1 protein-coding gene is annotated in these 275 nt (G+C 30.2%); it reads right to left on the bottom strand.

The window, feature by feature from the left end; genetic code table 11:
- On the bottom strand, positions 1 to 275 hold a 275-nt coding region (locus BU804_RS05595), incomplete at both ends, for a transposase (RefSeq protein ID WP_275935652.1).

Here is a 275-nt window from a genome sequence, read left to right as displayed (position 1 = left end):
TGTTTCTTTTTATGCGTTTATTGTGGCAAACATCTATCGACGTAGAATCAATAAAAGCAATTCCTGTGATTTCTCCTCTTTTGTCCAAAAGATAAGCAAATAGAGGAATAAAAAGGTTCTTCTTTAAATAAACAAAGTGGCTATAACTAATTAAGTTTGGAAATTCTTTAACTAAGTATTTGGTAACATACCCATAAAAGTGCTTAAATGTTCGATAATTTGATTGATGAAATAAAATGACGATTGTCATCATCTCTGGTATCGATAGTTCAGGT

Origin of the sequence: Candidatus Protochlamydia sp. W-9 (assembly GCF_001950615.1) — a bacterium.
GTDB classification, from domain to species: Bacteria; Chlamydiota; Chlamydiia; order Chlamydiales; family Parachlamydiaceae; genus Protochlamydia; species Protochlamydia amoebophila.
Note: the sequence above shows the minus strand (reverse complement) of the source record. Positions and strands in the feature narration are given on the sequence as shown.